The sequence below is a fragment of the Dietzia sp. B44 genome (assembly GCF_014145245.1).
GTDB classification, from domain to species: domain Bacteria; phylum Actinomycetota; class Actinomycetes; order Mycobacteriales; family Mycobacteriaceae; genus Dietzia; species Dietzia natronolimnaea.
In genome coordinates this window covers 20082-20564 of sequence record NZ_JAALEF010000524.1, presented here as the reverse complement: position 1 = coordinate 20564, position 483 = coordinate 20082, and the positions used below count along the sequence as shown (strand labels likewise).

General features: G+C 70.8%; 1 protein-coding gene. It reads right to left on the bottom strand.

Annotation, left to right across the window (positions count from 1 at the left end; genetic code table 11):
- Positions 1 to 483 (bottom strand): rhodanese-like domain-containing protein (locus tag G6017_RS16335; protein ID WP_182618324.1); only part of this gene is annotated, 483 nt, incomplete at both ends.

Below are 483 nucleotides of genomic sequence, written 5' to 3'. Positions count from 1 at the left end.
CTGAGCTGCTCGGAGCCCGGGATGTGGCCGTCGGAGTGCTCGGTCTTGTTGCGCACGTCCAGGACCATGGCCGAGTCGAACGAGGCGAGCTCGTCCGGCCCGATCATCTCGGGGGTCGTCGTGGGCAGGCCCTCGAAGCTGGTCGTGTATCCGGTGACCGTGTCGATACCGACCCGCATCAGGTGGTCGCGGTACTGGCCGGCGACCTCCTCGTCGGGGGCGAGGACGACCAGGGGGGTGTCCTCCTTCTCGGGGTCGTAGACCCAGGCGCCGAAGGAGGCGGCCTTGTCGACGCCGGGGATGTTGAGCGCCCCGGGGACGGTGCCGGCGTGGACCTCGTCCTGGCCACGGGTGTCGACGACGACGACCTCGTTCGCCTCGAGGGCGTCGGCCAGCTCGGTGGAGCCGAACTCGCGCAGCGGGGCCAGCGGCCCGAGCACCGCCGGGCCCTGCTTGTTCTGCCGCTTCATCCGGCCGAAGTAG